23 protein-coding genes are annotated in these 23,925 nt (G+C 61.5%); 16 read left to right on the forward strand and 7 right to left on the reverse strand.

Going from position 1 to position 23,925, the window contains the following annotated elements; all coding sequences use genetic code 11:
- Window positions 1-135: 135 nt before the first annotated feature.
- On the reverse strand, window positions 136-1,137 hold the full coding sequence (locus ACSBOX_RS17750) for a helix-turn-helix transcriptional regulator (protein WP_442543643.1): 1,002 nt from the start codon (window positions 1,135-1,137) through the stop codon (window positions 136-138).
- Between the two features lie 110 nt (window positions 1,138-1,247).
- Here ACSBOX_RS17750 and ACSBOX_RS17755 point away from each other — a divergent pair, with 110 nt between their 5' ends.
- Complete coding sequence (locus ACSBOX_RS17755) at window positions 1,248-1,658, forward strand: VOC family protein (protein WP_442543644.1); 411 nt, start codon at window positions 1,248-1,250, stop codon at window positions 1,656-1,658.
- Between the two features lie 659 nt (window positions 1,659-2,317).
- Here ACSBOX_RS17755 and ACSBOX_RS17760 read toward each other — a convergent pair.
- The 3 genes from ACSBOX_RS17760 to ACSBOX_RS17770 all read right to left on the reverse strand — a co-directional run bounded on the left by ACSBOX_RS17760 (window position 2,318) and on the right by ACSBOX_RS17770 (window position 4,618).
- Window positions 2,318-2,986, reverse strand: coding sequence for a hypothetical protein (locus ACSBOX_RS17760; protein WP_442543645.1), 669 nt, complete (start codon window positions 2,984-2,986; stop codon window positions 2,318-2,320).
- A 224-nt stretch (window positions 2,987-3,210) separates the two neighbouring features.
- Complete coding sequence (locus tag ACSBOX_RS17765) at window positions 3,211-3,351, reverse strand: hypothetical protein (protein WP_442543646.1); 141 nt, start codon at window positions 3,349-3,351, stop codon at window positions 3,211-3,213.
- A 667-nt stretch (window positions 3,352-4,018) separates the two neighbouring features.
- The gene (locus ACSBOX_RS17770) at window positions 4,019-4,618 is read right to left on the reverse strand and encodes a hypothetical protein (RefSeq protein ID WP_442543647.1); all 600 of its coding nucleotides are present in this window, start codon (window positions 4,616-4,618) and stop codon (window positions 4,019-4,021) included.
- A gap of 929 nt (window positions 4,619-5,547) precedes the next feature.
- Here ACSBOX_RS17770 and ACSBOX_RS17775 point away from each other — a divergent pair.
- The 10 genes from ACSBOX_RS17775 to ACSBOX_RS17820 all read left to right on the forward strand — a co-directional run bounded on the left by ACSBOX_RS17775 (window position 5,548) and on the right by ACSBOX_RS17820 (window position 16,936).
- A complete protein-coding gene (locus ACSBOX_RS17775; RefSeq protein ID WP_442543648.1) occupies window positions 5,548-5,739 on the forward strand; it encodes a Flp family type IVb pilin in 192 nt (63 codons plus the stop codon).
- Window positions 5,740-6,251: 512 nt separating this feature from the next.
- On the forward strand, window positions 6,252-6,998 hold the full coding sequence (gene cpaB / locus ACSBOX_RS17780) for a Flp pilus assembly protein CpaB (protein ID WP_442543649.1): 747 nt from the start codon (window positions 6,252-6,254) through the stop codon (window positions 6,996-6,998).
- A complete protein-coding gene (locus ACSBOX_RS17785) occupies window positions 6,995-8,191 on the forward strand; it encodes an AAA family ATPase (protein ID WP_442543650.1) in 1,197 nt (398 codons plus the stop codon). The genes cpaB and ACSBOX_RS17785 overlap by 4 nt, the downstream gene beginning before the upstream one ends.
- Window positions 8,188-9,633 (forward strand): CpaF family protein, encoded by a 1,446-nt coding sequence (locus tag ACSBOX_RS17790; protein ID WP_442543651.1) that lies wholly within the window; start codon window positions 8,188-8,190, stop codon window positions 9,631-9,633. Before ACSBOX_RS17785 ends, ACSBOX_RS17790 begins: the two co-directional genes overlap by 4 nt.
- Entirely contained in the window at window positions 9,627-10,577 is a 951-nt protein-coding gene (locus ACSBOX_RS17795; RefSeq protein ID WP_442543652.1) for a type II secretion system F family protein, read from the forward strand. Before ACSBOX_RS17790 ends, ACSBOX_RS17795 begins: the two co-directional genes overlap by 7 nt.
- Before the next feature lie 9 nt (window positions 10,578-10,586).
- Window positions 10,587-11,489, forward strand: a complete 903-nt coding sequence (locus ACSBOX_RS17800) for a type II secretion system F family protein (RefSeq protein WP_442543653.1) — start codon at window positions 10,587-10,589, stop codon at window positions 11,487-11,489.
- Window positions 11,490-11,553: 64 nt separating this feature from the next.
- Window positions 11,554-12,009: a TadE/TadG family type IV pilus assembly protein gene (locus tag ACSBOX_RS17805; protein WP_442543654.1), complete on the forward strand. Its 456-nt coding sequence runs from the start codon at window positions 11,554-11,556 to the stop codon at window positions 12,007-12,009.
- Window positions 11,997-13,466 carry a pilus assembly protein TadG-related protein gene (locus ACSBOX_RS17810; RefSeq protein ID WP_442543655.1) on the forward strand — a complete coding sequence of 490 codons (1,470 nt, stop codon included), beginning with the start codon at window positions 11,997-11,999 and terminating at the stop codon, window positions 13,464-13,466. Before ACSBOX_RS17805 ends, ACSBOX_RS17810 begins: the two co-directional genes overlap by 13 nt.
- 318 nt (window positions 13,467-13,784) lie before the next feature.
- A complete protein-coding gene (locus ACSBOX_RS17815; RefSeq protein WP_442543656.1) occupies window positions 13,785-15,011 on the forward strand; it encodes a glycosyltransferase in 1,227 nt (408 codons plus the stop codon).
- Window positions 15,008-16,936: an ArnT family glycosyltransferase gene (locus ACSBOX_RS17820; protein ID WP_442543657.1), complete on the forward strand. Its 1,929-nt coding sequence runs from the start codon at window positions 15,008-15,010 to the stop codon at window positions 16,934-16,936. Before ACSBOX_RS17815 ends, ACSBOX_RS17820 begins: the two co-directional genes overlap by 4 nt.
- A 222-nt stretch (window positions 16,937-17,158) precedes the next feature.
- Here the strand turns inward: ACSBOX_RS17820 and ACSBOX_RS17825 are convergent, their stop codons facing one another.
- Both ACSBOX_RS17825 and ACSBOX_RS17830 read right to left on the reverse strand, forming a co-directional pair.
- The gene (locus ACSBOX_RS17825) at window positions 17,159-18,091 is read right to left on the reverse strand and encodes a pilus assembly protein TadG-related protein (RefSeq protein ID WP_442543658.1); all 933 of its coding nucleotides are present in this window, start codon (window positions 18,089-18,091) and stop codon (window positions 17,159-17,161) included.
- Window positions 18,092-18,965: 874 nt separating this feature from the next.
- Window positions 18,966-19,226, reverse strand: coding sequence for a hypothetical protein (locus ACSBOX_RS17830; RefSeq protein WP_442543659.1), 261 nt, complete (start codon window positions 19,224-19,226; stop codon window positions 18,966-18,968).
- A 267-nt stretch (window positions 19,227-19,493) separates the two neighbouring features.
- Between ACSBOX_RS17830 and ACSBOX_RS17835 the strand changes: the two genes are divergently transcribed.
- From ACSBOX_RS17835 to ACSBOX_RS17850, 4 genes are all read left to right on the forward strand, one after another.
- A complete protein-coding gene (locus ACSBOX_RS17835) occupies window positions 19,494-20,117 on the forward strand; it encodes a TasA family protein (protein ID WP_442543660.1) in 624 nt (207 codons plus the stop codon).
- An 88-nt stretch (window positions 20,118-20,205) separates the two neighbouring features.
- Window positions 20,206-21,228: a signal peptidase I gene (locus ACSBOX_RS17840; protein WP_442543661.1), complete on the forward strand. Its 1,023-nt coding sequence runs from the start codon at window positions 20,206-20,208 to the stop codon at window positions 21,226-21,228.
- 97 nt (window positions 21,229-21,325) lie between these two features.
- Window positions 21,326-21,763: a hypothetical protein gene (locus ACSBOX_RS17845; protein WP_442543662.1), complete on the forward strand. Its 438-nt coding sequence runs from the start codon at window positions 21,326-21,328 to the stop codon at window positions 21,761-21,763.
- Entirely contained in the window at window positions 21,757-22,149 is a 393-nt protein-coding gene (locus ACSBOX_RS17850) for an Hpt domain-containing protein (protein ID WP_442543663.1), read from the forward strand. Before ACSBOX_RS17845 ends, ACSBOX_RS17850 begins: the two co-directional genes overlap by 7 nt.
- A gap of 874 nt (window positions 22,150-23,023) precedes the next feature.
- Here ACSBOX_RS17850 and ACSBOX_RS17855 read toward each other — a convergent pair.
- Entirely contained in the window at window positions 23,024-23,200 is a 177-nt protein-coding gene (locus ACSBOX_RS17855; protein WP_442543664.1) for a CsbD family protein, read from the reverse strand.
- Window positions 23,201-23,489: 289 nt separating this feature from the next.
- Between ACSBOX_RS17855 and ACSBOX_RS17860 the strand changes: the two genes are divergently transcribed.
- Window positions 23,490-23,903 (forward strand): hypothetical protein, encoded by a 414-nt coding sequence (locus tag ACSBOX_RS17860; protein ID WP_442543665.1) that lies wholly within the window; start codon window positions 23,490-23,492, stop codon window positions 23,901-23,903.
- The last annotated feature ends 22 nt before the right edge of the window (window positions 23,904-23,925 follow it).

A 23,925-nucleotide genomic window follows, 5' to 3' on the forward strand; every position in this document is an offset into this window, starting at 1 on the left:
AGGATTGGATCGGCCCATTCGGACCCTTTTGGAACCCGGTGGTGATTACGGCCAACGCGCGAAGCAATCGTATGGCGGTTACTGCCACCGGCAGGCAGGATGATCTCCGGCCGTGGCGCTAAGCCGAGCTGTGGCTCATCCCCGGGTTGATCGTTTATCGTCACCGGCCGCGTGAAGCATCCTCGTCGCGGCAGCCCTCACCCGGTTTCGGAGTTCGTCGGGGCGATCGATCAGCACCTGGCAGTCGAGAGCCGCAATCACCGACGGTAGCCAGTCGAGGCTCTCAGCGTGGATCTCTGCCCGATGCCAGGGCAGGGCGTCGGCTCGAACTTGGCCTGCCGCACGGTCCAGCCTTTCGAGTCGAGCCACACTGGGTGGCAGATGTGCCCGGATGTGGTCCTCGGTCCCTCGAATTCGCAGCACGACCTGCCATCGATAATCCGCATCGGCGAACAGGTCCAGGAGGCGACCTTCCACATCGGGTTGCTGCGGCGGGGCGAAGGTTCCGGGTATCGCCCGAGCCGTTCGAATCCGGTCTACCCGGAACGTACGCTCTTCCTGCTTGTCCACGTCCAACGCGACGAGATACCACCGGTCTGAGTGCGCGACCAGGCCATAGGGGTGGACCGTCCGCCGCGACGAGACGCCGTCGCCGCTAAGATAGCGCAGATCGAGGACGTGTCGAAGGTTCACGGCCTCCGCCAAGGTCAGCATCACGGCAGGGTCAGGGGCGATTCCCCCCTGCTGGGACGTACGCGTCATCACCCCGAGCAGGACGTCGATCCGCTTCGCGTCAGAGATCGGCAACGCTCGTTTGATCTTGGACAGGGCAGTCTGCGCGGCAATCCCGGCTTCGTGTGATGCCGCCTTCCCACGCACAAGCCCAAGGAAAACCGCAACCACTTCCTCATTGCTGAACATGATCGGGAGGACCCGCTGGCCGGGTGCGAGCCGATAACCGCCGTAGCGCCCTCGCAGCGTCTCGACGGGCACTCCCAGATCGTACAGTCGCGCCACATCCCTGCGAACCGTCCGCTCGTCGACGCCGAGGCGTTCCGCCAACTCGGCAACAGTGCGCAGCTGCGAGGACTGCAGCAACTCGAGCAACTGCAGCGCTCGCGCGGTTGTGTCGGCCATGAGACCCATTATCGCCAAAATACCGGGCAGTTTTCGCCCGGTATAACCAGTACCGTCATGTCCGTGGCCAAGTTCGTGAGCCACATTCACATTCACAACAGGAGACGGCAATGCAGTTGGCAGCCACCCGCATCATCACCGACGACGTCGACGCGCTCGTCGCGTTCTACGAAACAGCCACCGGAATCACCGCCGTGCGGCTTCACCCGATGTTCGCCGAGCTTCGCACCCCATCCGGCACGCTAGCCTTCGCCAGCACAGCCACGGTGCCGCTGCTCGGAGACAATGCCGCCGAGGCTCGCGCGAACCACAGCATCATCCTGGACTTCCTCGTCGACGACGTCGACGCGGCCTATAAGGCTCTTCAGGATGTCGTCGAAGTGTTCGTCAATCGGCCGACGGACATGCCCTGGGGTAACCGTTCGCTCCTTGTCAGGGATCCGGACGGCAACCTGATCAACTTCTTCACACCGATCAGCGACGCAGCACAGGCCCGATTCCCGAACGAGGCCCAGGAGTAGAGCCTGGAATACAGGGGCGCGCAGGTGTCTAATGAGCGCCGTCACGACCGCTGCGGTCCTGATCGATCCAGTCGACCAGACGGAATGACCCGCGTCGGCACGTCAGCGCCAGGCGAGGCCAGAGCGGCCTTCAAGCAGGAAGATGCCGCGCCGCTGACCCGCTGCTGATGACAGCGGCACGGAATGGCTCTGACCAGAATCAACATACCTGCAGCTCAAAGCCAAACTAAGAGCCCCCTGTCGGATTCGAACCGACGACCCCCGCTTTAGTCTCAGACGCCTGTGTGCGCCTTGAATCCCAGGGTTTTCGCCCGAATTCTCGGGGTTTTGCAGGCATCGATGGGTGATGAATTGTCATTGGTTGCCGCTGATTGAGGTGAGTTAAAGGTGAGTCGGTCACAATGGCGGCCTGCCTGATAATGCCCCACCTGACCGCGTCGGTCACCATGCCCAGCCACTGTTCCCTCCTGGCCGCCGAGAGGACCTCGGCAAGGCCTCAACTTGTCTTCATGGCTGAAGACTTCCGAGGCCACATGCCTTCGGCTGAGCCTTAAGAACTTTTCGTCAAGCAAGTTGTTTTCCAGCTCATTCCCCCAAACTGCCAGAGGTGGATTGACAAAAGCACGGACTTGCCAGTGCGAACGCAGTCTCGGAGAACGTCATCCCTGCCGGGCGGAAAGGACCTCTTTCGCTCGCTTCAGATAGGTGCGTGCGCGGGCCTCCCACCACTGCCCGGGGTCTTCGGCAAATTTAAAGCCTGCCGGCAGTTCCATGACGATTCCCATCGTCAGGGTGCATCCTGTTGGCGTCGATTCAAGCGTGTAGGTGGATCGGCTGTTTGTCTTGTCGGGGGTGACAGGCCTTGTCGCGGCCCATCTCGGGCTTTCCTCACCGATGACTTCGATGATGGACACGGTCCCGTCACGTCTGATGAAGCACTGCTGCTCCCCTACCCCGGTTGGTGTTCCGGGGACGGTGAAGGCCAGCTCAGCGTCCGAGAGGAGGACGGCGCTCTCTGCGGGCCGAATGAACGCCCAGACCGTTTCGGGGTCGTGATCAAAGGTCTCCGTCGTTTGCGCTGTACGTCGTAGCCGGAGTGGAAGCGCGGCCCGCCTGAGCCTTATGCGCTGCTTTGACGGCCGCTTATGGCGCGTGTTCACGATGCCTGTAGCGACCGCCAGCATCAAGACCACGACCGAGGCAACGGCTAGAATGCTCAGCTCCAATTCCGGTTTGCCGACAGCGCTGATCACTGCAGCGAGAACACAGATAGCGAGAAAGCGGCCAACAAAGAGGATGTTCTGGAGGACTTTCACGAACATGATCACGTCGTCATTATGACGGCCATAAGTTCTTGCGACCGTCAGGTTCGGCATGCGCGTCCGGCAAAAAGTCATAGTCGTTAGCCGGTCAATCAGGGGGATGCGGCGCTCCCGTGTTCACGCAGCAAAGCGCTGGAGTGGCGCGAGACCGGCGGGTCGCACCCGCCAACTGGCTTCGACCTATATTGATCGAGGGCCAGCCGTCCTAGTCGAGCGCGGAACATTGTCTTTTAGCCGAACTCGCCCTCGATGAGCGCTCCGGCACTCATTTCGGACATTAGTGTCCCCACGGGGGTGCAGGACCCCGGCGTCGCGTCGGGCCGCACACCGTTGACCACGGACAGCCAGAAGAATATTTCGCTGTTTGTCATTCTGATGCTCGATCATCGCTGGGCGGGACCTCCGCGCAACCAGGGCGCTTTACGCCGGTCCCAATCCAAAACTTCGCTCGGCGCTCCGCTTATTTCCTCGCGGACTTTTGAATCGATGCCGGTACCCCAAGTTGCACTCCGGCCCCTCATGCCCAGCGGTGAAGCCTCTATCAGAACAAAGCCGAAAACTAACGCCCACGGCCGACGCGGCCCCGACCTCCTCCGGGCCACGCTCCGGGACAACGCCCCTACCAACAAACCGACGCCGCGGCCCTGTCAACCGCGGGGGACGCAGCGAACCCACGTTGGAGGGTCTCTCGCTATTCCTGGCCGCGAAGGAAGACACGAGGCCCACGTACATGACCTCGCCACTGCGGTAGCCCAATAGACTGCAGATTGAATGGAAGTTCGCAGGAAGGCCACCACTTCCACCTGTGGCCAGTCTCGGCCGTCGGCGTCACCCTAGGGTGATCACCAGAATTGCCTGACAAACCAGCCAGGGAACACTCCTTATTCTGATCCGCCGGGTTTGTCGGGACGATCGGAGAGAACCAGGAAAGTCCAAAATCCAGCAAACTCTCCACACCAAAACCCTCCGCCACCGCCCACCGGAACTCACGGAAGGCAATACCTAGTCCTTCCCGCTGGGGCCCGGGAGTACGGAACGTTATTTTCGTTTCGCGTTGGTCAGAATCTGTTGGATGCGCTGGTAGGACACTCCAAATACCTCCGCGATTTCCGGAGGGGTCATGCCTTCGTTCATGAGGCCCTGGATAGCTTCCACGCGGAGCCGCCCGGCTTCATTCAACAGCTCGTCCGCCCGTACCTTCAGAGACTCGGCCTTTGCCCAGGCGAGCACGTCAGGGCGTTCGGCTTCGTAAACTACGTCGAACTGTATGCGGTCCCGGCCGCTCGGAAGGACCTGGGCAAGCCGCGTCGCCAGAGAGCGCTGGGCGGCCATCAACCGAGGGCCAGTGACACTCACACACCTCTCGCCGTCCCGGACCGTCCACTGCGCCCCATCCCAGGACGCCGTGATCCGCACCGCCTCAGAGCCCGGGGACGGGGGGATCTCCCGGTCCTTGAGCCAGGTACGGAGCCGTGCAGGGTCATAGCGGGCTGCGCCACGGTTCCCCGGCAGGCGCAGATCCCCCGCCCCGCCGTTCAGATCATCGGCCAAGGCCTTGAAGACCCTCACATCCTGCCCTGCCCGCTGGGCAGCCTGCCTCAAGGTCAACGGCGTCTCCCGCGGCGGAACTCCGTCCATGCTGGCCTCCTTCCTGGCACCAAGGTGCTACAAGAGCTAATATCCCACGGTTGGCCTTGACAAGGGTGCCTGGAAACGCCGCGGGCGCAAGACTTGGCACCACGCTGAAATCAATCGGCCCGGGAATCAGAGCCGTTCCCCAGACGCTCCTGCTCTGCCGAATGAGCTTTTCGGCACGGTGGGGTGTGTAGTCCGTTTGGAAGCTTGTAGAACGGCTGCTGCGCCTGCACACCCCTCGGATCCTCGGGCCGGGACGTCCGGCAGGCTGTTCAGCACACCGCTCGCTGGGCTCCGGCACACCCTTGAATCCCTCTTTCGACGCTCCACGGAGGTCGACTAAGCCTCATTCCGAACGGGTTTTCGCTCCCGCATACGGGACCGGCAACATAATTTTGAGTTCCGTCACCTGATTCTTCGAGAATTTTCTCCGGGCGGCTTCGGACCGGACGACATAACGCTCGGCCGCACCACTCTGGATGTACTTGGGCTACTTGGGCTCCGGGGAGAGCACTAGGTGTTCTGCGAGTGCCTGGCGGGTTTTATGGTGATCAGGATGATCACGGTGCTGATGATGCGCCCTGCATTCCCCGGAATTTAGCCGCCGTAAAGGCATATATGCGATCCGCGGCGTTGAAGCTGGTTCTTTCTCGACGGTCGGGGCCCGGGTCTTCTTCCCGGGCTTCGCTTGTGCCCCGTCGCCTGCCAACGCCGCCCCGTAGGTAGTGCTTAGTCAAAAGAACCAAGTACTGCTCTCCTGCTTTTCGAGTAGTCGGACCGATCCTTCACGGAAAAGACGAGTACCGTTTCGCGTTGCCAGTTAACTATCCCCTGGGCAATTCTTGTCTTATCGAAATCCGATCCGCTAAACGGGATATGTGAGCGGCAGGATTCCGTAAACGAATATTCACCTATCTGGGAAGGTTTTTCCAATGTCATCTCTCATGATCCACACCCTCGCATTCATCGCCGGCATCAAAGACAAGCTCAATTCCGAAAAAGGTGCAACAGCCGTTGAATATGGACTCCTCGTTGCTCTGATTGCCGCTGTGATCGTGGGCACCGTCGTCACCCTCGGCGGCCAGATCCACACGGCGTTCACCACCGTTTCAAACAGCCTCTGACCGCCCGCGGGGACATCTCAATATCAAGGCAATAGTCGCTACCACAATTCCATCGGCAGCTGTGAAAAGCGGAGAAATCCAGAGGGAATGCTACCGCAGTTTGGATTGGGTGGTTTGGTGGCCCTCATATTCGCACCGGTTATTGTCTTGAACATGATCACTTGATGGTCGGATCAAAACAGCTTTTACAACTATCACACCGGCCCCCCTAATCGAGGGTCGAAGAAATGCCCAGGAGCGGTGCTGAGGATCGGAGCCGAAGGTCCGCCAACGCAGACAACGCTCCTGGGCATTTCCATTACCGAGTCAATGCCATTACAGGGCTTTCAGGCCGCAACCCCCGCCGACATCCACTAGGGGCCCGCAGCCTCAGGAAGCTCCACGGCAGCGTTTGACCGCCGACGACCGGCCACCGCCGGCCGAGCCCCGAAACCTACTCACCAATTATCACGGAACAGCACAGGGGCAACCACTATTCAACGTCCCACACGGGATACATATAAGGGGAACAAGTGAAAACTCGCCTACTGGGAGGCATTGTTGCTCTTGTGCTGGCCATTGTTGGCACATTGCTGCTGGTCTCATACGTTCAAGGGTCCGAAGCCCGGGCCCAACAAAATCTCCAACCCGTCGACGTTTTGGTAGTGCAAAACCAGATCCCTTCCGGCGCAACCTTTGACACGATCAAAGCAGCCGTGAAGCTGGTCACACTCCCCCAGTCTTCGGTCCCCAATGGGGCACTGAAGAGCCTGGACGGTCTGCAAGGCAAAGTCGCTTCAACAGATTTGCTCCCGGGTGAGGCGTTGCTCGGAGCCCGTCTTGTGGATCCGACCACTCTGGCAGCCCCGGGCTCAGTTCCGGTTCCACCGGGAATGCAGGAAATCTCCGTGCAACTGGACGCACAGCGGGTCATCGGAGGCCGGCTACAACCGGGCGACACTGTCGGTGTGATCATGCTTTTCTCGGACGGGACAAGCAACGCCGCCGGAGGCACAGCCCAACAGGTATTCCACAAAGTGCTGGTCACCAGCGTCCAACGCGCGGAATCCAAATCTTCGACCACTACCCAGGACCCCCAGGCGCAAACCAACACCCAAGTTCCTTCCGGGTCGTTGCTCGTGACCCTCGCCCGAAACGACGTGGATTCAGCCAAAATAGCCCTGGCCGCGCAATTCGGGACGATCTGGCTGACCAAGGAGCCGGCCACCACTAAAGAAAGTGCGCCCACAGTCGTCAAAATGGCAGATGTATTCCGATGAGCCGCTTCCTACTGATCACACCAAACCAGGATTTCGAACATCGTACCCGTCAGGCTGCGAAGGGACTCCACGGCACCGTCCACGTCATCGCCGCCGACTACCTTCCACCGGGCCCTGACGATATTCTACGGATGCTGACAGGCGAACCCGTTGAAGTCATACTTCTAGGCCCTGGCCTGCCACTGGAGGACTCCATCCGGGTTGCGAGTCTTTTCGATCTCCAATATCCCGAAATCAGCATCGTGGTCGTTACCGAGAAGGAAGCGGACGTCGCGCTGCCTGCAATGCGGGCCGGCGTCCGTGATCTCCTGGCACCCCTTGCTCACCCGGACGAAATCCGGGCCATGCTGGAACGCTCCAGTTTGGCAGCAGCAAGCCGGCGCAGAGGGCTGAGCACCACCGTTGATAGCCGCCCGGGGGCTGGCCGGATCATCTCGGTCATGTCCCCCAAGGGAGGGGTTGGAAAAACAACCGTCACCACGAACCTCGCGGTGGGGCTCGGAAAAATCGCTCCCATGGGAGTTGTGGTCCTGGATCTCGACCTGCAGTTTGGTGACGTTGCTTCAGGACTGATGTTGGAACCGGAACGAACCCTGGCCGACGCGGTCCAACGTGCCGCGGTTCAAGACAGCATGGTTCTGAAGTCCTATCTTTCGGTCCATCCGGCCGGGATATACGCCCTTTGTGCGCCCCTGAATCCAGTGGACTCTGACAAGATTTCCGGACCCCAGGTGGCCCACTTGATCCAACAACTCTCCACCGAGTTTCAGTTTGTCGTGGTCGATACCGCTCCCGGCCTGGGGGAACACGTCCTGGCCACCCTTGAAGTCGCCACCGATTCGGTCTGGATATGCGGCATGGACATCCCCAGCATCAGGGGCCTGCGGACCGGTTTCAGCATACTCAATGAAATCGGGTTGCTCAGCGAACACCGGCACGTTGTCCTGAATTTTGCCGACCGTCGCACCGGGCTCTCACTCAAAGATGTCGAAGCCACCATCGGATGCCCCGTTGACATCGTTCTTCCCCGGTCCCGGACTTTGCCGTATTCGACAAACAAGGGAGTGCCGCTCCTTCAGGATGGAACCCGCGATCCAGCGAGCAAGGGGCTGACGCAACTGGTCGACCGGTTCAAACCCGACTGGGAAGAACGCTCTCACAAGAAACTTCACAGAAGGGCAGTAGTCCAATGAACCTGAGCAAACGGATGCAGGCCGTACAAGGACTGGAAACTGCCGCCGCGGTTCCCCCCGGCGACGGCGGGGCGGGTCCTTGGGGCACCCCGCTGACCGTCGGATTGACCGAACCACCTAGCCCATCCAGTGCCAGGGACGCGTCGGACTCGAACGAGGCACTCAACGCGGTCAAGGACCGCGTCGGCAGCACGCTCTACGAGCGAATGGGAAGCAGAATCACCGATGCGTCCCTGGACGAAGCTGAACTGCACCAATACGTCAAGGATGAGCTGCGCGTCATTATCGAACAAGATGACATTCCGCTGACTCTCCTTGAACGGCAGAGACTCGTCCAGGAAATCGTCGACGACGTCCTTGGCCTGGGTCCGCTGCAGAAATTCCTGGACGAGGAATCCGTCACGGAAATCATGGTCAACGGGCCGGACAAGATCTATGTGGAGAGGGCCGGTAAACTCCATCTCACCGGCGGCAAATTCAGCGACGAAGAGCACCTGCGACGCATCATCGAACGCATCGTGACCAAGGTCGGCCGGCGCATCGACGAATCATCTCCCCTAGTCGATGCGCGCCTTTCCGACGGCTCCCGCGTCAACGCCATCATCCCGCCGCTTGCCGTCAACGGATCGGCGCTCACCATCCGCAAATTCGGCCACGTGCCCCTCGGTGTGGAGAAGCTGATCTCCTTCGGCACGATGTCCCCGGAAATGGCAGAGTTGCTCCACGCCTGTGTTCAGGCCCGGCTCAACATCATCGTTTCCGGCGGTACAGGTACCGGCAAGACCACTTTGTTGAATGTCCTCTCAAGCTTCCTTCCGGCGGATGAAAGGATCGTCACCATTGAAGACGCGGTTGAGCTTCAACTGCAGCAAGATCACGTTGTCCGCTTGGAAAGCCGTCCCCGCAATATCGAGGGGAAAGGCGAAATAAGCATCAGAGACCTTGTACGAAATTCCCTTCGTATGCGCCCGGACCGGATCGTGATCGGTGAAGTACGTGGCGGGGAATCCCTGGACATGCTCCAGGCGATGAACACCGGTCATGACGGTTCCATCTCCACCGTGCACGCCAACTCCCCGCGCGACGCGATCGCCCGCTTGGAAACCCTGGTGCTCATGGCAGGCATGGATCTGCCGCTGCGCGCCATCCGCGAACAAATCGCCTCCGCAATCAACCTGATTGTTCACATTTCCCGGCTCCGCGACGGGACCAGACGAGTCACGCACGTGACAGAGGTTCAGGGCATGGAAGGGGACATCGTCACGCTCCAGGATGCGTTTGTCTTCGACTACGCCGCCGGGGTCGATGACAACGGCCGCTTCCTTGGACAGCCGGTCCCTACCGGGGTGCGTCCCCGGTTCGCGGATCACTTTGCCGATCTCGGCATCGCTCTCTCTCCATCTGTGTTCGCCCCGGTCCACGCCAGGGGTGCGTCATGGTGACAAGCACCAACCCGGCTTTCCTGGCACTGGGCATAGGACTTTGCTTTGTCGCGCTCAGTATCCTGCTGATCGTTACGTTCGGATCCGGTCGCGGCCAAATCGCCCTGTCCCGCAGACGACCGGGGGTCCGCGACAAACGATCCCTGCTGACCAAGGCCACCGACGAGGCAACATCGTTTGTCGAACGCCGGCTTGGCCGCAGAGCCACGTTCGGCAGTCGCGCCTCCCTGGATCAGGCCGGCGTGAAGATGAGCCAGGCAGACTTCATCATGATGGTGGGATGCGTTGCCGCCACCGCGGGGTTCATCGGATTCTTTATTAATGGGATCGCGTTCGGGGTCGTGCTCTTTTTGGCCACTCCAATAGGCGCAATTTTCTTCCTGAGGTTCCTGACCGGCCGGCGTAGGGCGAAATTCGACGCCCAACTGGGCGACACCCTGCAAATGCTCGCCGGTGGGCTGCGGGCCGGTCACAGTCTTCTGCGCTCGGTAGATGCCGTTTCCAAGGAAACAGAGGCTCCAACCTCGGAAGAGCTGGCAAGAATCGTCAACGAAACCAGGCTGGGACGCGATCTCCGGGACTCCATGCAGGATGCCGCGCGCCGTCTCGACAGCGATGATTTCGATTGGACAGGACAAGCAGTAGAAATCCACCGTGAAGTCGGAGGGGATTTGGCCGAAGTCCTGGACCACGTGGGCGAGACCATCCGGGAGAGGTCCCAAATCAAGGGACAGGTGAAGTCCCTGAGCGCCGAGGGCCGCCTATCGGCTTACATACTCATCGGTCTGCCCATCTCAGTGTTCCTTTGGTTGAGTGTGGCAAATCCCGACTACGTCGGAACGCTGTACTCAACCACCTTGGGGTGGATCATGCTCATCGTCGGGACGCTGCTGCTCATCACCGGCAGTTTCTGGCTCAGTCGAGTCATCAAGATCAAGTTCTAAGGGGAGACCATGACGGCAATGGCATGGGTGATCGTGGCACTCATCATCGTTCCCACCACGTACATTGTGTGGTCCGTCGTATCCGTGGACCGAAGGGGATACGCGGCAATCCGTTCCAACCTCAATCGCGGCCGAAGCATCCTGGGCGACCTGGGCGCCGGGATAGTTTCAACGAGTGAGATCAAGCAATCCACACCCCTGGGTCTGCGGGTTACCCCGAAAGGGTACGCGGCCTGGCTCGATAAACTTCTTGCCAAAGCCGGCCGGCCAGCCAGACTTCCCCTTGACCGGCTCCTGATGGCAAAACCGGCCCTCGCGCTTATCGTCGCGGCCCTGACGATCATGATCCTGCTGAAAACACCCAGCGGGACGACCTTGCTCCTTACGATTTTCCTCACGGCCCTGGCATACTTCGTCCCGGACATCCTGATCCACGGACGCGGGGCCGAACGCCAAAAGGCCATCGAACTTGAACTCCCCAACACCTTGGATCAGATGCTGATCTCCGTCGAGGCGGGTCTCGGATTCGAAACGGCGATGGCCCGTGCCTGCCACAACGGCAAGGGACCCCTTGCCGCGGAACTGGCCCGGACCCTGCAGGACATGCAGGTCGGACGAACACGCAAAGACGCCTACATCTCCATGGCCGAACGCACTGGTGTACCGGACCTTCGGAGTTTCGTATCGGCAATCGTCCAAGCCGACATCTACGGCATTGCCATTGCAAACGTGCTCCGGTCCCAAGCCAAACAAATGCGGATCAAGCGGCGGCAACGCGCAGAAGAAAAAGCCATGAAGCTACCCGTCAAGGTCCTGTTCCCGCTGATGTTCTGCATCCTTCCAGCGCTTTTCATCGTGATCATCGGGCCGGCGATCATCAAAGTGATGGGCAGCATATCCGGGGCCTTCTAGGTGCCGGGCCGAGCCCCAGCGGAAGTCCTCAACTATCCAAAACACCATTTTGAAGGAGCAACCGATGTCTAGATTCCGGACACGACGTGCAGCGAATCGGGATGTTCGCCAGCGCGGGGCGGCAGCCGTTGAATTTGCCCTCGTCCTGCCGCTGCTCCTCTCCATGGTCCTTGGAATAGTCGACTTCGGCACGGCCTTGGGGCAAAGCATCAGCCTGCAGGGAGCGGCGCGCGAGAGCTCCCGGCAGGGGGTAACGCAGGGCGACGTCATCGCCTCGGCCAACCAGGCCAAGGGACTGATGGACAGCTCAAAACTCCAGGTGAAATTCGTCGTGGATACTTCCGGGGGCGCTCCCGGGGTGATGGTTGTCTGTCTGCGCTACCCGCAATCATCCCTATCCGGATTCTACTCATGGGCACTCAACGGTTACTTCGAAGCCAAATCGGTCATGAAAATGGAAGGTACAGCGACTGTGACCTCAGGATCACAGGGCTGGAACGGAGGAACATGCACACGCTAAGAAGGACCGGACGCAATGCTGAGCGTGGCACCGGCGAACGCCGGAACGGGGCCCCTCCACGGACGAGACAGGCCGATCGATGCACGGAGCCAGGAAACCGGGAGCGCGGGGCGTCAATTCTCATCTTTGCCCTGCTGATCCCCGTGCTCTTTGGCTCGATAGCGTTGGCCATCGACTTCGGCCACCTACTCTACGAACGTCAGCATGTCAGCAATGCCCTGGACGCGGCAGCCCTGGCAGGGGTGACCTCCCTCCCGGACAATCCCACGACCGCCCAGACTGATGCTCTCACTTACGCCCAATCGAACAATCTCGGAACCACCCCCACCGTCACCTTCTGGTGCGTCGTCGCCTCCACAGGTACCACCAAAACCGTGGCCAGCGGCCAGGTACCGGCTGTCTGCAACCCGGGAACGACCGCCGGCGCAAAATGCAACACCACGATCTGCGCGATACCCTGCTCGCCGGGAAGCGGCAACACCTGCAACACGATAACCGTCACGGCCAACAAGACCGTCCCCTTCGCTTTCGCGCCCGTAATCGGCATAAACACCGGGAACACCGGGACGCTTTCCTCAAACGCCTGCAGAGGATCCTGCGGCGCCCAGAGCCCCAACCCCATGAATGTCGCGATTGTCGCGGACCGCACGGGCAGTATGAGCGACACCGATCTGTCCTCGCTCAAATCAGGCATCCAAAGCACATTGCAGACCATGACCACCACCCAGCAATACGTGGCGTTGGGCACTATCGGTCGAAGTTCGTCGACGTCGGGTTGCATCACCAACCCCGCCAGCTCGCAAACAAGCGGTCCCTGGCTCCCGGTCCCCTTTTCCAACGACTACACGACCTCAGCCACACCACCGGCACTGAACAACAGCAGCAATCTCGTCAAAGGACTGCAATGCCTGACCCACTCGGGAACGGGCACCAGCCTCGCATCGCCGATGAAGGCTGCGGCCAGGTACCTTCTGGGCTTCGACCCCAACAACTTGGGAACTCTGCCTGCACGTTCGGGAACGCCTCGGAATGCAATCATTCTGGAGACGGATGGTGAGCCCAACGAGCCTGACGTCGCCGGTTCCACCTCGGTGTCGACTCCCGGAGATATTGGAAGTTCAAACGGCATCACAGCCTGCAACAATCTCCTGGCAGTGGCGGCGGATGCAAAGGCGCGTGGAATCCTGATCATTACCGTCGGGTACAACCTAGGCACAGCACGGTGCGGGGGTAGTGGAGCGTATGTGCGCGATGTCCTCGCCGCTGCGGCATCGCCGGACTCCCAAGGCAATCCGAGCACGGCAAATGCCTGCTCCACAGCCGCCCAGATCACCGCCGAGAATTCCGATGGAGACTACTTCTACTGCGCAGGGAGCGGAACGGCACTTGGCCCGATCTTTCTCTCGGCGATCAACGCCATCAGCGGCAACTCCCATTTGATCCAAATCCCGAGCTGAGCGTTCGTCCATGCGACAGCTCAGTTCCCCGAAAGACCGGTCCTCCTCGACACCCAGAGTCGAGGAGGACCCTTTCGAACCAGCCCCGGCCATTCTGGGACCGCGGCTCCGGGCCGGTGCGGCTCTTCAGCTTTTTACCTGGTTCGCCCGCCAGCACCACGAGGGGGCGGCTGCCTCCGTGTCGGCTCCCGACACACGTTCCGTTCCGGAGGGAGCGATTGTTGTTCTTTTGAGCCCATCACGCGCATTGATCGAATATTTAACAAATCTTAATGGAATCCTCACCGGATCCCTGACCGTGATATTTAGGATCGCCGCATGACACCTAGCTCTGGGGACTTGGCACTGGAAGTAATTGTCCCCGTTTTCAACGAGTCCGCCATACTCGAACGAAGCATCCACCGGCTCGTCGACTACCTGTCGCGGGAATTGATGTACAGCTGGAAAATCACAATTGCCGACAACGCCAGCACTGACGCAACCGGCGTAATTTCGCGAAAACTCGCTGACGAGATTCCAAATGTCAGCTATCGGCGCCTTGAAACCAAGGGACGCGGCTTCGCGCTCCGGGACGCCTGGACATCCTCTGAAGCCAAAGTTCTGGCATATGTCGATGTAGACCTCTCAACCGATTTGGCGGCGCTCCCCCCGCTTATCGCTCCCCTGCTTTCCGGACACTCGGACATCAGCATCGGCACACGGCTTGGCCGGACCTCCCGGGTGGTCAGGGGTCCCAAACGGGAGTTCATCTCGCGGAGCTACAACCTGCTTCTCAAACGGACAATGCAGGTACGGTTTTCCGACGCCCAATGTGGTTTCAAGGCCATCAGGGCGGAAGTCGCGCATCGGCTGCTTCCTTATGTGGAGGACAACTGCTGGTTCTTCGACACCGAGTTGTTGATTTTGGCGGAGCGCTCCGGGCTCCGCATTCACGAGATCCCGGTCGACTGGATCGACGACCCCGACAGCAGGGTGGACATCCGCCAAACCGCCGTCGACGACATCAAGGGCCTCGTGCGCGTCGCCGGTTCCATGATGAAGGGAAATATCCCTTTGCAAGCGATATACGCGGAACTTGGTCGCAGGCCAATCTCAACTCCAACGCGTCCCAGTTTCTTCGGTCAGGTGGTGCGTTTCGGAATCGTCGGGGCATTCTCAACGCTCGCTTTTGCTTTGCTATATCTGCTGTTCCAGGGCCCGTTTGGCGCGCAACAGGGGAATTTCCTGGCCTTGTTACTCACGGCCATTACAAACACGGCAGCGAACCGCCGTTTCACGTTCAGGATCCACGGACCCGAACGGATGTTCACGCAACAGTTTCAAGGGCTCGTGGTTTTCCTGGTCGCCTGGGGCATCACCTCGTCGTCCCTGCTGCTGCTCCATGCCATCCACCCGGACGCAGCGCCGCGGGCCGAGCTGATCGTCCTGACCTCCGCGAACGTATTCGCCACGCTGATCCGCTTTGTCTTGCTCCGGATCTGGGTCTTCCGGGCCCGACGGTCGGATGCGCGCCGACGCACGACCTCCACGCTGCAGGCGACATGAGCAACAACACCAGCCGGCTTCGCGGTCAACCACCCCGAAGCGTCGTCATCCAAGGCCGTTCCCAGATCGTTCGGAAGTGGTTTCGCGGTAGTCCCGCGGATGCGGCGTGGGAGCGCCCGGCCCTTTTGGGTCTTCTCGCCCTGACGTCGGTCCTCTATTTGTGGGGGCTCGACCGCAACGGTTGGGCCAACTCCTACTACTCGGCTGCCGCCATGGCCGGGTCCGAAGATTGGACGGCATTCTTCTACGGTTCCTCGGATCCCAACAATGCAATAACCGTTGACAAGCCGCCGATGTCCTTGTGGATCATGTCCCTTTCCGTGCGGCTTTTCGGACTGAACTCGTGGAGCATCCTTGTCCCCCAGGCGCTGATGGGGGTGCTCAGCGTCTATCTGATCTATCGCATCGTGAAGAAGCGCGCCGCCCCTGGGACCGGTCTGCTCGCCGGACTGTTCTTCGCGGCTACCCCTGTTGCCACCGTGATGTTCCGCTACAACAATCCCGATGCTTTACTTACTCTTTTGATGATCGCGGCCGCCTACGCCACACTCGAAGCAATCGACAGAGGAAAACTCCGCTGGCTGCTCGGCGCGGGCGTCTTGGTTGGTGCCGGATTCCTCACCAAGCAGCTCCAAGTTGCCCTTGTTCTGCCGGCGATCGCCTTGACGTACGCACTCTTCGCCAAGAAACCTGTGTATACCCGACTACTCCACCTGGGCGCGGGCCTGCTCGCAGCCGTCGTAGCCTCCGGATGGTGGTTTGTGATTGCCCAGACGGTCAATCCCGCCAGCAGGCCTTTCGTCGGCGGCTCCCGCTCCAATAGCATCTGGGAGCTGACGTTGGGATACAACGGCTTGGATCGCCTGACCGGAGAGGACGCCACCCGGACGATGTCGGGGCCAAGCGCCATAGTGGACCCGAAACTTGACCCTGGACTAACCCGGTTCCTTCAGCCGCAGTTTTCAGGCCAGTTCGGGTGGTTTCTGCCGCTCGCGATCGCGGGACTGGGCATCGCCGCGGTGCTGGTGATCCGCCGACGCGGTACCCCTGGCCAACGCTCCTTAATGGTGCTCTGTGCCACGTGGTTTGTTTGTTCAGCCACCGTCCTGGCCATGATGTCAGGCATCGTGCACCCCTATTACGCGATCTCAACAGTACCGTCACTGAGTTGCCTGGCCGCCCTTGCCACGGTCTATCTCCTGCGCCGCTTCGCCAACGGCCTGATCCGCCTTCTATCGGGTCTTGTTCTAGCCCTCAGCCTGGTGCTGGCGTACGTTTCCGCGTCCAGATCCGTGTTGGATTTCCCCGGGCTGCCCCCAGTTCTATTGATTGTCGGCGCCCTCGCAGCAGCCATCGCGTTGCTTCCCCCGGTCAACAATCGACTTCGGGCAGCCGCCGTTCTCCTAGTCGGGGTCTCTATTCTCCTGGGTCCAACGATCTGGTCCGTCAACACGGTGCTGAGTCCGCATGTTGGAGCGGGAGTAGTGGCCGGTCCAAGCATCCTCGGTATACGAACAGATAGTCCGGATCGAACTCAGCTGGCACCGGGGGTGCCGCCAGCGTTCACTGCTGTCATGTTCGGCGACATCCCACACACAGGCATCCTTGACAGAATAAAGGCCGCTCCCGGATCCGTGACGTGGTCGGCCGCCGTGGTCGGATCGGAAACCGCCGCCAACTACCAGCTGGACAGCTCCAAGGCGATTCTGCCGGTCGGAGGATTTGATGGCACGGATCCTTTCCCGACACTTGAACAATTCCAGAACATGGTCCACAGCGGGAAGGTCGGATCGTTGGTGGTCCAGAACCTTCCACCTTTGACCGCTGAAGGGAAGGGAGAATCTGCGCGGATCGTACGATGGGTCGAAGACAACTTTCCACCCGAAAACATCGACGGCGTGTCCTTCTACTCCCTCTCCCGATAATGCCCGAGGCCTACTTGGGGCTTGAGGACCAATGCTCGGGAAAGTCACTCGAAGCAGAGTAAGGGCCAGATATCAGGGTTCTGGCCGGAGCTGCTGTTACGCCGGGCCGGGGGCGCACACGGATGGGACTCGTCCGATTCTTGATTTGTTGGCGCCGTCATTGGTCCCTGCCGGTCTCAAGCCGTGCCAGCCCGGCAGCGGAGACCGGAGAATCTGCAACTCCTAAAGGCTCAGCTTCACCGTCTCCGCGCCAAGATCAGCACCCCCGATAGGGAGGCTGGTCAGGGTGACGAATCGGACGAATTTCCCGATGATCCCTTTGCACGAGCCTTTGCAGCCAGGTGTCCCAGTGTTGTTCCAGGACAGGCCCGGGAAATTGAATCCGAGAATCTGGAACGCGGCGAAGCCTTGGATATGGAAATTCCCGCCGGTATCGATACTGTCGAAAACCGGCAAAAGGACTGTCTGGCCTTCCAGGGCCATGAACTCCGGCTTGCACACCTGCTGGTTCGGCACACTGTCGCCGTTCTTCGAGGAAACTGCCGGGCTGGCGATGGTGACCGTTGATCCGCACACGCTCGAGTTGTCCGGCGTTAGCCAGCCGAAGCCGCCGGGAATGATCTGCCCGGACGGGCTGTCACTGGCACAGGTGGTGGACCCGTGGAGGGGCAGCAGCTGCATCGAGCCGGAGAGATCGAACTGGCATTCGGAGAAGGCCACGGGCAGTGCGGTGGTGAGCCCGGAAGGGGATCCCCACTTCGCGGTGGAGGAAGCCGGGACGTCGGCACGCGGAAGGCCGAAAATCCTGGCAAACCAGAGCGATACCCCGCTGCCGTTGGCGTCTCTGGCCGCCGTGGTCACGACGACGGTTCCGGGTGAAGGAAACGACGGTGTCGGCGCGTCAGCCATGCCGTTGTTGCTGTTGGCTTTGGCGAGCTGCAGGGCGGTCCCGCCGGCGGCAGGAACGCACAGTGTGGTGCCCCGTTTGGCGCAGTCCTGGGCGATGGCCAATGCAGCCGCATCCGCACCGTTCTGCATCTGTGCCTTCTGGGAATAAAGCATGCCTTCGTCAACTGCGATCGCCGCGAACCCGAGCAGCACGACCATAAGCAACGCCACGAGAACCGCGACCGCGCCGCGTTCTTTCTCTCCCATCACCGAAAGCCCCCAAATGAACGTGCGCAGGAAACGCTACCGGAACCATGTTGCCTCGTCCGCAGCTGCCGCGCCGCCGGATCCCACCAATACGGGAAGTACTAGGCAATTCCTTGCCAAACCCTGTGCAAATCCTGCGTTTAGCCCTTCTGCCGACGTGATGTGGTGCACGTCGCACACCATCACACAATCACCGCCGTCACGGAGATCACCACAACCAATGCCGGGGAGCCGAACTGCCCGATGGGGAGACCCGCCGCCCACCCTCATGCAGGTGATCCAAAGAGGGGCACGGCAGCAGGCCGCGTGCGTTCCGGTGTTGGCGCCCACGGACCGTGGGGTCTAGCGTGATTGGTGAACAGAGACTTGAGAAGAAGGCAGTCCGTCATGAGCCCCGCGATGAAAGAGCACACGGCTGAAGTCAGAACGGCCAAGGCTTCGGCCCACGGTTGGAGCAGTCCGCAGCGGACCGGGCCGGGCTTGCTGCTATCAGACGGGGCCAGCGGCGGGAGGGTCTTGGAGCTTAGCTCAGATTCTCCACCCCAGACGTCGCTGGCCCTTTAGGCATGTGCGGACCAGGAGCGCGGATACGGTTTGGGGAACTTACACCCGACTGACCGCAGTACGATCGGCGGCAGAGGAATGTTGCCCCGCCCCGGCCGGCTAGCGCAGACTCCGCGGTTACGGCCGACGACTTACGCTGGAAAGCGGTCACTGTCAGCGTCGGCGATCACGGCTCCACGGTACGGGCAGAACATCTAGTTCCTGGGGTCAGCCAACTGCCCCTGCTGCTGCAGGGGACGTCAGTGAGCTTGTTCGCGTCGCATCCCAGAACGAGGATTTTGTAGTCGGATTCCAAGGACAGCAGCCAGCCTTACGCCGACCTGGCCCATTTCCGGCGGTCGTTCTCGCCGCGGAGGTCGCGGTTCAGACGGCGGTCCCCGTGGTGGAACAGCGGCTCCCAGCCGACCTGCTCCGGTGTTTTGGGAATGATGGTCGGCAGTTTGGCGGCCGCCGGCATCAGCAAGGACCACATCTTCATGCACAAGAAGTCCGGGGCCACCACCGCCCGCAAGCTCGAACACGCTGCCCTGCTGCGGACCTGCGGCTCCCCCATCGTGGAGATGACCGCCAAGACAAACCTGAAACGCGCTCTACCGGCGCCGCCCCTCCCCCGCCGGGCTTGCCAGCGACTAACGGCCGCGTCAGCGACGAAGAGGGCATGTACGCCACCGCTGCCCGACACTCGCAAAAAATCTTGATTGAATATTTAACTAATCTTCGAGAAAAGCTTGCGGGATCCTTGCGGTTTCCTTAAATTCCTGCCGGAAAGTAGAGGTCATCGGGCAGCAAAGTCCGTGAATCCCCCGGTCTCAACGGGCTTCAAGAAATGGAAATCATCATGGGTCTCAACCTGAAAACCACCACCGGCAAAGTCGTTGCTTCCCTGGCCCTGGTCGGCACTGCTGCCGGCGTGGCGGGACTGGGAACCTACGGTGCCTTCACCTCCAGCACCTCCGCCAGCAACACCGTCGCCTCCGGCACCGTGGCCATCACCATGGGCACCGCAGGCACCACCGGGAACCGGCTGTCCGTCGCCGCCACCGGCCTGGTCCCCGGCGACACCGTCCAGCGCACCGCCACCCTGGCCAACGCCACCGGAAACCAGAACCTCTCCGCGATCACCCTGACCACCTCGGCGCTGCCGACTACCAAACTGGACACCGACGCGGCCAACGGCCTCCAGCTGGTCATCGACAACTGCTCCGTCCCGTGGACCGAAGCCGGCACCGCCCCCGCATACACCTACACCTGCACGGGCACCACCACCTCGGTCCTGGCTTCCCACGCCGTCACCGGCTCGAATATCGCCCTGGCCAACCTCAACACCGTCACCGCAGGCCAGACCGACAACCTGCGCGTCACCCTCACCCTGCCGGCAGCGGCCGACAACACCTTCCAGGGGCTCAGCAGCACCGTGAACTTCAACTTCACCGGCACCCAGCGCACCGCCACCTCCAAGTAACCCAGCCCCCACCCCCAGCCAGTCCTCCGCCGTCGACCCCCCTGAAAAACGACGGCGGAGGGCCTTCCACAGGAACGGAGACCCAGCCATGACCGCATCACTGGTCCGCCACCGGCGGGTCTCCCGGACGGCCACCACGACGGCGGCACCCGGCACTGAGAAGCCCGGCACCGAAAAGACCCTCACCGAAAAGACCGGGGGCACCGGATCGAAGGTTGTCCGGGCCCTGGTCAGCGTCATCACGACCACGGTGATGGTGGCCGCCGTCGCGGCGTTCCTGTTCCTCGCCGTCGGGCCCCGCGTCCTCGGCTACCAGACCAGCACGATGCTCACCGGCTCGATGTCGCCGCTGATCAATCCCGGAGATGTGGTGGTCACCGTCCCCGTCGCAGTCCAAAACCTGAAGGTCGGGGACATCATCACCTACCACATACCGGTGGAGGACCAAAGGGTGGAAACCCACCGGATCATCGACCTGGTGGTAAACAGCCAAGGCACCGCCACCGTCCGCACCAAGGGCGACGCCAACAACGGCGCCGACCCCTGGACAGCAACACTGGCAGCAGGCCAGGTGGACCGCCAGGTGTTCACCGTCCCCTACCTGGGCAACGCGATCCGCGCCCTTCGTGATCCCATGGTCCTGAAGGTCCTGATGTACGGCGCTCCGGCCGCCCTGGTGGTCATGGTGCTCGTCTCCATCTGGAGGAAAAAGCCCGAAGACGACGACGCCGCGGACGCCGGCACCGCTGAACGCTCCCTGCCGGCCTTCGACCGCCGCCCCCTCAAGCGCCTGGCCAGGGAAATGAAGAGCAAGGAAGCCGCTGCGAAGTTCGCTGCCGCGTACGCCAGGATGCTGCCCCAGCGGGTGGACAAGATCAGCCGCGCCCTGAGCACCGGCGACAGTGACCTTGCGATGGATGCGGTACTTAGCCTGAAAACCAGTTCTTCGATGGTCGGGGCGCTCCGGATGGAACAGCACTGCGTCCGCCTGGAACACGCCCTGGTCATGACCGACCACACCGAGGCGGTCCGGGCCGGGGAACTCGTACGGCAACACCAGCCGCAGTTGGAAAAGGCCCTCGGCGGTCACACCACCCGCCGCGTTGCATGAAATCCCCTTCAAAGAACCGAACCGGATCCGCTGCCCTTACCGCGTGAAAGCGGCAAGAATGGAATGGACCACCGGGCCCGACAGAAAGCCGCCCACCTTGCGTAGAAGCCGGAGCACCGCCGACGCCGGACGGACGCCTGCGTCCGGACGCGTCGCCGCGGTCCTCGCGGCCGCGGCCATCCTTGTCTTCGCTCCCGGCATCGCCCAAGCCGCGTTCAAAGGAACAGCCACGGCCTCAACCAGCGTCGGGACCCTGTCGTTGCCTGTACCGACCGGCGCGAGTGTTACGGCCAGCTGCCCCTCAGGCCGCAAGCTGAGCATCACTGTGGTTAGCTATGGAACCGTCCCGCGAGCCACCGGCTACGATTTCATCCTGACGGACCCCAACGGTGTCAACGTGCCAACCACAGGTGGGACCTATTCCGAGCACCCGGCCGCCTCGGGAACCTGGACGTACCAGATCCACGGACTGTACCAGGCATCTCCCGGCAATGTGTGGATAGGTCAACCCTTCACGGGCACCGTCACATGCTGAAAGACCCCCCGGCCGGCGGATCAGTCTTCCATCCGGGCGCCCTGCTCAAACTCGCCGACCAGCTGGACAGCACGAGCATTGCCAGGGACTATGCGCTGACCTTCCTGAACATGCTCGACAGGCGTGCGGACCGCATTCTCACCGCCACCGCCGCCAACGACTCCGCGACCGCCATAGACGCCGTGCTCAGCCTCAAAGTCAACGCCCACATGGTCGGGGCCCACGCCATCGAGCAAGTCTGCCACGGCATTGAACAACGTCTCCTCAAAGCCGACATGCCGACCGCGGCACGCACCGCCCTCGACCTTCCCGGAAACATCGACACCCTCAAAACCGCCCTGAGGGACTTCCTCTCCCACACGCTCAAAGAAGCCGGCAGCCCCTGACAGGCATATGACACGGTTCCAACGTTCCGGCCAGGCCCTGCAACCCAACACCCATCGCTCAGGGCCTTGGGCCGGCGTCTGCGGGATGAGTTCGATAGCCACAGTCGTGCCCGGTCATGGCGTAGCGAGCTGCGGTTCCCGGGCCCGTGTGTCCGGGTTGATCACATGTCCGGCACAGGGACGGCCTCACGTTCCCCACCGTGAGTTACGGGATCGCACCCAGCAGCATCGCCGAGGAAGAACTGGCCACCATGATCGCGGCCGCCGACCAAGCCCTCTACAAGGCCAAGGCCCCCAAGTTGCTATTCTCAGGGCCAACGTGCCGACATCCGGTGGGACCTGTTTCTTGCACCCGGCCGCCTGGACGTACCAACTCCGCGGGCTGTACCAGGCATCTCCCGGCAATGTGTGGACAGGCCAGCCCTTCGCGGGCGCCGTCACTTGCTGAAGGCAGAGGCAGGTCGTTGCGCGTTTCACGAGCCCCTGGTTGCTCCGACGAGGAGGACGCTTCCGCTCGTCGTTTCGAAATTTTCGGTGAACGAATCACCCAGGGCCGCATAACGGCTCCCACGGATGCAGGAGTACCCCCGAGTGCCAACGGAGCTTCTGTCCGCCGGGCCGCCGGTACCGGGAGCTTTCATTGCCTTCATACTGACAGTACCGGGACGCGCGCCATGGTGGCTTGACGAAAGCAGGGAGGGCATGACCGGTGCTCCGGAACCGGTGTTGGGTCCTCCTTGGCCTGCGCCAAAAGGGGGGCTGCGCCGGTGATTCGCGCGATCACCGGCGCACCCGACCAGACCCCAATGGTCCAGGGCCCGGCGTCGGGATCCGGAGTTCGGCCCGTTGAGGGCGCCGGATCCCGGTATTCCGGTCAGTGTTTCTTGAAAGTGTCTTTCACTTTGTCGGCGGCCTGCTTCATTTCTGCCTTGAGCTGCTCGCCTTTGCCTTCGGCTTTCAGCTTGTCGTTGTCGGTGGCGTCGCCGGCCGCTTCTTTGGTTTTGCCGCTGGCCTTTTCTGCGACGTGCTTGATCTTGTCACCCAAACCCATGATGGCTCCTGTCACTGGTTACCGGACGGTGCCGGTAGGAGAACTTCATCGTAGCTCTGGCAGGGCGTTCGCGTCAGCATGATCGGGGCCCGGTGCCGGTCGGCGCGGCCCGGCTTCGCCTACGTGCATTATCTGGCGTGTTGGCAGACCTGGCGGCGTGCCGCGTGCAACACGGTCCCCGTCGAGGGTGAGCCGCTCCGGATGCGGCAGCCCGTTGCGGGTTTCTGCCCACGGGGTGCGGGCGTAGGCTTTCACGGGAAAGCAAACCACCGCCGCTGAGGAGTTAGTTGTGATCGGAAAGAACAAGGCTTCCCGGGCTGGGAACGAAGCGATACATGCTGCCCAGGACCGCGCCGGGCAATGGATCATGCACGCGGCCGACAAGAGTTCCCCGCAGGCGGAAGCGGCCATCCGGTGGGCATTGTCCCGGCTCGACGAAGCCCAGGTCCCCGACGTCGTTCATGGGGTGGTTCTCACGCTGACAGGTAACAGGAAGGTCGCCACCAGGGCACGAAAGGCCGCGTCCCGGGCCGTGCTGCGTGCGGAGCGGAAACTCCGTCCTACTGGCCAACCGTCCGGAAAGACGTTTCTTGTTTCCGTTCTTGCCGCTGCTGCGGCCGCAGTTGCAGGTGTCCTGCTCTGGCGGAGGGTGACCAGCCGTCCGGATCCGGAGGGTGACCAGCCGTCCGGATCCGGAGGGTGACCAGCCGTCCGGATCCGGAGGC

Origin of the sequence: Arthrobacter sp. KN11-1C (assembly GCF_052180225.1) — a bacterium.
Lineage (GTDB): Bacteria > Actinomycetota > Actinomycetes > Actinomycetales > Micrococcaceae > Arthrobacter.

Excerpts from the sequence above, each read along its gene's own strand:
- ACSBOX_RS17805 (WP_442543654.1), top strand. The coding sequence starts at position 11,554 with ATGTCTAGATTCCGGACACGACGTGCAGCGAATCGGGATGTTCGCCAG.
- ACSBOX_RS17800 (WP_442543653.1), top strand. The coding sequence starts at position 10,587 with ATGACGGCAATGGCATGGGTGATCGTGGCACTCATCATCGTTCCCACC.
- ACSBOX_RS17855 (WP_442543664.1), bottom strand. The coding sequence starts at position 23,200 with ATGGGTTTGGGTGACAAGATCAAGCACGTCGCAGAAAAGGCCAGCGGC.
- ACSBOX_RS17820 (WP_442543657.1), top strand. The coding sequence starts at position 15,008 with ATGAGCAACAACACCAGCCGGCTTCGCGGTCAACCACCCCGAAGCGTC.
- ACSBOX_RS17765 (WP_442543646.1), bottom strand. The coding sequence starts at position 3,351 with ATGACAAACAGCGAAATATTCTTCTGGCTGTCCGTGGTCAACGGTGTG.
- ACSBOX_RS17750 (WP_442543643.1), bottom strand. The coding sequence starts at position 1,137 with ATGGCCGACACAACCGCGCGAGCGCTGCAGTTGCTCGAGTTGCTGCAG.
- ACSBOX_RS17775 (WP_442543648.1), top strand. The coding sequence starts at position 5,548 with ATGTCATCTCTCATGATCCACACCCTCGCATTCATCGCCGGCATCAAA.
- ACSBOX_RS17795 (WP_442543652.1), top strand. The coding sequence starts at position 9,627 with ATGGTGACAAGCACCAACCCGGCTTTCCTGGCACTGGGCATAGGACTT.
- ACSBOX_RS17840 (WP_442543661.1), top strand. The coding sequence starts at position 20,206 with ATGACCGCATCACTGGTCCGCCACCGGCGGGTCTCCCGGACGGCCACC.
- ACSBOX_RS17825 (WP_442543658.1), bottom strand. The coding sequence starts at position 18,091 with ATGGGAGAGAAAGAACGCGGCGCGGTCGCGGTTCTCGTGGCGTTGCTT.
- ACSBOX_RS17755 (WP_442543644.1), top strand. The coding sequence starts at position 1,248 with ATGCAGTTGGCAGCCACCCGCATCATCACCGACGACGTCGACGCGCTC.
- ACSBOX_RS17810 (WP_442543655.1), top strand. The coding sequence starts at position 11,997 with ATGCACACGCTAAGAAGGACCGGACGCAATGCTGAGCGTGGCACCGGC.
- ACSBOX_RS17770 (WP_442543647.1), bottom strand. The coding sequence starts at position 4,618 with ATGGACGGAGTTCCGCCGCGGGAGACGCCGTTGACCTTGAGGCAGGCT.
- ACSBOX_RS17785 (WP_442543650.1), top strand. The coding sequence starts at position 6,995 with ATGAGCCGCTTCCTACTGATCACACCAAACCAGGATTTCGAACATCGT.
- ACSBOX_RS17790 (WP_442543651.1), top strand. The coding sequence starts at position 8,188 with ATGAACCTGAGCAAACGGATGCAGGCCGTACAAGGACTGGAAACTGCC.
- ACSBOX_RS17850 (WP_442543663.1), top strand. The coding sequence starts at position 21,757 with ATGCTGAAAGACCCCCCGGCCGGCGGATCAGTCTTCCATCCGGGCGCC.
- ACSBOX_RS17835 (WP_442543660.1), top strand. The coding sequence starts at position 19,494 with ATGGGTCTCAACCTGAAAACCACCACCGGCAAAGTCGTTGCTTCCCTG.
- ACSBOX_RS17815 (WP_442543656.1), top strand. The coding sequence starts at position 13,785 with ATGACACCTAGCTCTGGGGACTTGGCACTGGAAGTAATTGTCCCCGTT.